Origin of the sequence: Suttonella ornithocola (assembly GCF_001889065.1) — a bacterium.
Lineage (GTDB): Bacteria > Pseudomonadota > Gammaproteobacteria > Cardiobacteriales > Cardiobacteriaceae > Suttonella_A > Suttonella_A ornithocola.
Window position 1 is genome coordinate 1 of sequence record NZ_LWHB01000033.1, and the last position, 6,178, is coordinate 6,178.

8 protein-coding genes are annotated in these 6,178 nt (G+C 38.8%); 2 read left to right on the top strand and 6 right to left on the bottom strand.

What is annotated here, in order from left to right; all coding sequences use genetic code 11:
* The first annotated feature begins 89 nt into the window (after positions 1 to 89).
* On the top strand, positions 90 to 878 hold the full coding sequence (locus tag A5N85_RS02835; protein WP_072575886.1) for an aldo/keto reductase: 789 nt from the start codon (positions 90 to 92) through the stop codon (positions 876 to 878).
* The gene (locus A5N85_RS02840; RefSeq protein WP_072575887.1) at positions 862 to 2,127 is read left to right on the top strand and encodes a 3-deoxy-D-manno-octulosonic acid transferase; all 1,266 of its coding nucleotides are present in this window, start codon (positions 862 to 864) and stop codon (positions 2,125 to 2,127) included. Before A5N85_RS02835 ends, A5N85_RS02840 begins: the two co-directional genes overlap by 17 nt.
* 50 nt (positions 2,128 to 2,177) lie before the next feature.
* Here the strand turns inward: A5N85_RS02840 and A5N85_RS02845 are convergent, their stop codons facing one another.
* From A5N85_RS02845 to A5N85_RS15560, 6 genes are all read right to left on the bottom strand, one after another.
* Positions 2,178 to 2,612: a type IV pilin protein gene (locus A5N85_RS02845; RefSeq protein WP_072575888.1), complete on the bottom strand. Its 435-nt coding sequence runs from the start codon at positions 2,610 to 2,612 to the stop codon at positions 2,178 to 2,180.
* 14 nt (positions 2,613 to 2,626) lie between these two features.
* Entirely contained in the window at positions 2,627 to 3,127 is a 501-nt protein-coding gene (locus tag A5N85_RS16405) for a GspH/FimT family pseudopilin (protein ID WP_072575889.1), read from the bottom strand.
* 16 nt (positions 3,128 to 3,143) lie between these two features.
* Entirely contained in the window at positions 3,144 to 3,776 is a 633-nt protein-coding gene (locus tag A5N85_RS02855) for a pilus assembly PilX family protein (protein WP_072575890.1), read from the bottom strand.
* Between the two features lie 16 nt (positions 3,777 to 3,792).
* A complete protein-coding gene (locus A5N85_RS02860; RefSeq protein WP_072575891.1) occupies positions 3,793 to 4,905 on the bottom strand; it encodes a PilW family protein in 1,113 nt (370 codons plus the stop codon).
* A 9-nt stretch (positions 4,906 to 4,914) separates the two neighbouring features.
* Positions 4,915 to 5,457: a type IV pilus modification protein PilV gene (pilV, locus tag A5N85_RS02865; protein ID WP_072575892.1), complete on the bottom strand. Its 543-nt coding sequence runs from the start codon at positions 5,455 to 5,457 to the stop codon at positions 4,915 to 4,917.
* Between the two features lie 62 nt (positions 5,458 to 5,519).
* Positions 5,520 to 6,178 (bottom strand): hypothetical protein (locus A5N85_RS15560; protein ID WP_169818607.1); only part of this gene is annotated, 659 nt, incomplete at its 5' end.

Sequence of the window (6,178 nt, forward strand, 5' to 3'; positions counted from 1 at the left end):
CTTAGATAAAAGTCGCATTAAAGCATCGAATTGTCCATGAACATCACCGATAATATATGTAGCCATATAATATTTTCCTATATAAATTTATGAATACTTTATCCTTACGTCCATTTGGACAAACAAATCTCTTTCTATCCGTAGCAGGACTTGGTACAGTAAAATTTGGACGCAACCAAGCTGTCAAATATCCACATCATTTTAACCTACCTACAGATAAGGATATTCGAATTCTCCTAGAGCAAGCTCAAAGCTTAGGAATAAACTGGCTTGATACTGCGCCTGCCTATGGCATTAGCGAAGAACGACTTGGAAAATTAATTAGACGACAAGACTGGATTATTGCCACAAAAACAGGTGAAGAATTTGAAAACAATCAGTCTTTTTTTAACTTTTCATCCTCTCACACCATTAAAAGCGTGCATCGCAGCTTAAAGCGCTTAAAAACCGATTATCTTGATATTATTATGATTCATTCTGACGGTGCAGATTTAGATATCATCTATCAAAGCGACTGCATTACAACCTTACAACAATTAAAAAAAGAAGGAAAAATTCGCGCTATTGGGATGTCTTGTAAAACCGCTGAAGGCGCTTTAGCTGCAATGCCTCATATTGATGGACTCATGTTGACGCTAAACCCCACTTATCTTGATGAATACCTTGCAATAGAAACCGCTCATAATTCTCATCGCGGCATTATCATCAAAAAATATTTAGGAAGTGGTCATCTTCTTGCAGAGCATAGCTTAATATCATTAACGAATTTTGTTTTTAAAGCGCCTATTACTAGCGTTATTATTGGAACATTAAACCCCGCCCACCTACTAGAGAATGCTCAAGCCATTATGGATGTAACTCATGCAAATGCTCTATAACCTTATTTTGCGTCTATTACTACCTTTTATTATCCTAAGATTATTTATTAAATCTTATACCAACCCTGATTATAGAAAATACATCTCCGAACGATTTGGATTTCGTCTACCCAAAATAAAGCATAAAAATCCACTATGGATACATACCGTATCTGTTGGAGAGTTTTTAAGCATTCGTCCTTTACTAGAACATCTATTATCCCAAGAACCCAATCTAAACTTATGGATAAGCTGCACAACGCCAACTGGTCGGAAGCAAATTAAAAACTTTACAAATTTATACCCAGATAATGTCCAATATAGTTATTATCCTTACGATCTTCCTAGCATCACTCGCCGCTTTTTTTCCCATATCCAGCCTCGCGGACTTATTTTGATGGAAACAGAAATCTGGCCCAATCTTCTGCTGACCGCACAAAAATTTGACTGTCCAGCACTCCTCATTAACGCTCGATTATCTAAAAAATCCCTAAGAGGCTATTACCGATTTGCACGAAAACTCCTACAAAAACCGCTCAAACATCTCAAAATAAATGCACAAACACGGCAAGATGCGAAAAGATTTCAAAAACTCTCATCTTACCTACAACCAGAAATTACGCCCAGCTTAAAATTTATCGCCCCTAACAAACCGATACCGAGTTTAGCTAATTTTATTCCTCCATCGACATTTTTATGGTTAGCCGCTAGCACACACGCGGGAGAAGAAGAAATCATTCTAAAAACGCATTGTGAATTGATAAAAAAATATCCCAATTTACAACTCTGCATTGCCCCCAGACATCCTGAACGCCGTAACCAAATCCAAGCCTTGATAAAAAAATATGGGTTTAATTCCGTGTTACGCAGTAAAAATCAAACATTACCGAATAATGCAACAAAAACCATCGCAATACTAGACACCTTAGGAGAACTCTCTAACGCCTATGCGAGCGCCACCGTAGCATTTATTGGCGGAAGTCTAGTTAACCATGGAGGGCATAACCCACTAGAAGCCATTCATGCAGGCTGCCCAGTCATCTTTGGACCCTCTATGTATAATTTTCAATACATTAGAGATATTTTAATCAAACAACCTTTTGCTAGAGAGGTTCGAAAAGAAACTATAGCTATCAACATAGAAAATCTACTCAATAGACAAAAAAATGAACCTGCCCAAAAGCAGATTCATCAATATAATATAAAAAATATTACTGATGTTTTATTTGCTCATAGTAAATTTATATATAAATATATCTATATAACTTAAGACCTTTTTAGCAACTTAAAGCTAAAATAAACTTAAAATAGCAGTCATTACTAACTTCTCCAACAGCGAATAGATATTTCATCTCTGGAATTCTTTCCTTTTGCTGTTTTCACGCCTGACTGATTGAGTGTAAACGCACCACATTCATCTTTTGTTTGTGGGCCTGTTGGCGTAGCAGTGAGTGTATACGAATCTTCTGTAACAGCTAAAGTAATATTATAACGCGCTGTTCCTTGCGCAGGAGATACATTTTGACCCCATGCAGATAGATTTGTATTCGTATCATATTTACGGTTAACACTATAATATTGCTGCATTTTTTGAGAAATATCTTGAAGCATATTGCGCGCATCTACGCGATGACTGCGCAAAACATAGCGTTGGTAACTTGGCATAGCAATTGCCGCTAGAATCCCAATAATGGCAACCACTATCATTAATTCAATCAACGTAAAACCTTTATTTTTTCTGTTTCTACTTATCATATTCGCATCCTATATTATTTTTTATCCGCAACTGTTATTCGCCCACCCATTGAAATACTCAATTGCGTGCTTAAATCTTTATACTTTGTATGTGTTACTGCTATATTAGTAAAAGTGCCGCCACTTATGCGACCGTTGCGTAAAAAAATTAAATCTTTACTATTATCGGCAAGTTTAAGCGTAATCACTCCACTTTGCATAGACGGTAGCGGAGGGAAGTCTTGAATAATTTTATTACTAGTTGTATCCAATACAATCCAACCTTGTGAAAAATCCTTTCCGCCCGTGCAACTTGTTCCATCGGTGCTTGGGCATAGCTGCACACGATGCTTTAAGCGCAATGCTTCTTTTTGGGCTAAGAAAAAAGAGTTTTTCCATTCGCCAAGTGCTGCTTGCATATCAGATTTTGCCATTAGGCGACTAAAGTTCGGCGCGGCAATTGTTGCTAATATGCCAATAATTGCTACCACAACCATTAGTTCTAATAATGTAAACCCTTTCTGTCTTTCTTTCATTAGATTATCCTTAACACTATTTTTTACTAGAAAGAATGTAGGTATTTTGCAGCATAGTTTGACTCGCATCTACATTATTTTCATCGCTATAGCCAATACCCGTTACTCGCAGAATGACTACTTTTTCATCTGCTTTTCCCATCGCTAATTTAGCACCATTGCCTGTAAAGCGCTCGATAATATACTTACCGCCACCTGTTGTGGGACAAAGAACGTTTGTGCCGCAAGTGGCGGCTTTCCAATCTTTTACATGATTAGAACATTTTTGGTCAGTGCAGGGATTCTTATCCCCATCATAAATTCCCTTACCAAAACTAATTTTTTTCCCATCTTTATCAGGCAGCTTACCCGTCCAATAAGCAGCCGCGAGCTCTAATACTTTGCCCTTATTGCCCGTTACAGAAAGATTTTTATCAACCAATGATTTTCCTTTTTCATCCACACGAGAAATTTCTTGTTCAGCGCTGCGCATCGTTAGATTTGCCATTTCTTGTGCTTTCATTTGGTCAAAATCTGCACCCGCTTTAAGCTCACTCATTTTGGCATTACCAATCATAAAGCGCATAAATGCCAATAAGATAATGAGAAAAATTAAGCAACTTAGTAAAACGACACCGCGTTCATGATTTTTATATTTGTCATAGCTCATTACGATATCTCCAAAATTAAGGGGTAAAATATAAAGCGTTCGGGATAGTTAACACCTTCACATAGCGACGATACAAGCGCTTATCATTGGCATTAGGGCGAGCAATATCACTGACAAAATCTCCTGTTTTTGCATCTCTTGCACAACTAGGAATACTCTTTTGCATTTCCGCCATTTGAGTCAATTTACCTTTTAAAGGCGAACCGCCTACCACAATGCAAACCTCAACGCCAGTAACGCCCGTCCAGCCTAAATTTGTCGTCGCAACATCCGCAGCGCTCATAATATTATCAACATACAATCCCGCTTGACTGTCATACATATCTGCTTTTGCGTCAGTCGTTGCTTGCGTGGTTAAATAGCGGAATCGCATTTCATTAATAGCCGTATCGCCATCGGCATTATTACCAACAAGCGGTTTTGTATTGCATTTAAAAGTTTTATCGTTAAAGCTATATTCATTTCTGATAAAACTGCTCTTAAAAGCTGGATCTAAAGTTGAGGAACTTTTTTCCGCACTCATACTAAGGCAATCCAACCCCCATCCGCTTTCTGCGCTATCAGTATCCGCACCTTTTAAGCTCGCCATTTTTTGCTTATCCTCTATCGGCTTGACCTGATAAGTAACAGTCAAGGTATTATCTGTGCCTGTTAACCCATTAGGAATAGAATTTTTTGTTACGATGCCAATTGGCGTTTCTGGACGAGATGCAGGTGTAGTTGCGCTTCCTTTCATCAAGCGCCCATACATATTTTGCACAACGGGGTCGCTTGGCTTTGCTACTTGAGCAGCTCTAGGGATAACAAATTGTTTATCTACCATAATTTGTTTTCCAGTTGCATCTACTTTTGGTGTATTTGTTACAGGATCTATATCAGGCACTGATCTTGTTACCGTTTCAGTATCAAAAACATCCACATACCCAGCCAAATTCAAATCTTGCTCCAAGCGCTCAAATACCTGCCTTGCTGTTTCATCCAATTCCGCATTCGTATCGCGGAGCTTATTGGTATTGATAGAAGTAACATACACCGTTGCCAACATCAAAAGCAAAATCAATCCAATCGCTAACGAAACCATCAGCTCTAAAAGAGAAATCCCTAACTGTTTACTTATTCTTTTTTTCACATTCATCTCCTATAAAGCAAAGGTTAGCTCAACGAATTCATCTGATTTAGCGCTTGTATCTTCCGCTTCAGGGTTAGCGCGCCACATCACTTTTACCTTGTATTGATTTTTACCATCTTTAGCAATCATCGCTTGTCCACCAGGTAAAGCCGTTTTCACATGCCCTAGCCAATCTTCCATATCGGCTTTTGCTCGAGTATATGCCAAGCCTTTTGCTTGATGCTCTAAGTTTTGCTGAGTAGTGCATTTTTTGCCACAGGTCAAGGGAGAAACCTTTTTTTCTTTAACGGAATTAATATTATACCCTGTATTTTGATAACCATCTTTTCCCCAAACATAGCCATCTATGCCTAGCGAATTTGCGCGAATTCTATCGACCACGCTTTGAATCTCATTGATAGCGGTAGCGCGATATTCAGCCGTTTCGCCGTAGCGGTTACTGGCTTGCATCATAGAAATACACATCACAATGCCCAGCCCGATGATAAGCATCGAAACTACCACCTCTAGCAATGTCATTCCCTTTTCTCGTGTTCTCATTTGTATTCTCATTTTTTATCCTATTGTTCAGCAATTTAGCTTAGACATCCCTATCTAAGCTAAACATTATTGACTTATTTTATTTCTCTCGTATTGATTCGGATTAAGCGCGCGGAGCTAGAGCAAACAGGCGCTGTTAAATCAAACGTTCCTAAAGAATCTTTTTGTGTTGCCTTTGCAAGCATCAACAAATAATCATCATGAGGCAAACAATCATTTTCAGGCGGAGTAAAGTCTTTATGGTCAACAATTTCGCCATCGCCTACCAAACTATTGGCATCAACAGCGATAGGTTCTTCGCCTTTTTCACCGCCAACAATATTTGGCTGAGAGCTCAGCACGCCTAACTCTATCCCCACTTCTTCATTACTTGACTTGCCACCACTGCTATCAACCGTTGCGAAAGTCGCGGACTTTCCTGCTTCAGGCTTGTTCCCTGTTTTCACATCAAAGCCCATCAGCCAGCTATTACCTTTTGAAGTTTCTTCTTCTTTGCTTTCGATACAAGTTTCTGCTTTTTGCACCGCATTAACATCGCCTGTTTTCTTATTCTCATAAATCCGCGTAGTGAAGAATACCGTGCTAAGTAAAACTTTTGGCTGAGTAACCACCTGTTCGCTAGTTTTATTTTCATTACCAGCAATCACTCCCGGTTCAAGCTCAATAAACCAACCCTTTTTATTTTTAGGCAATGGACTATTCACAGAGGCTGTTCGTTTACCATTTGCCGTTT

Excerpts from the sequence above, each read along its gene's own strand:
- A5N85_RS02855 (WP_072575890.1), bottom strand. The coding sequence starts at position 3,776 with ATGAGCTATGACAAATATAAAAATCATGAACGCGGTGTCGTTTTACTA.
- A5N85_RS02845 (WP_072575888.1), bottom strand. The coding sequence starts at position 2,612 with ATGATAAGTAGAAACAGAAAAAATAAAGGTTTTACGTTGATTGAATTA.
- A5N85_RS02835 (WP_072575886.1), top strand. The coding sequence starts at position 90 with ATGAATACTTTATCCTTACGTCCATTTGGACAAACAAATCTCTTTCTA.
- A5N85_RS16405 (WP_072575889.1), bottom strand. The coding sequence starts at position 3,127 with ATGAAAGAAAGACAGAAAGGGTTTACATTATTAGAACTAATGGTTGTG.
- A5N85_RS02840 (WP_072575887.1), top strand. The coding sequence starts at position 862 with ATGCAAATGCTCTATAACCTTATTTTGCGTCTATTACTACCTTTTATT.
- pilV (WP_072575892.1), bottom strand. The coding sequence starts at position 5,457 with ATGAGAATACAAATGAGAACACGAGAAAAGGGAATGACATTGCTAGAG.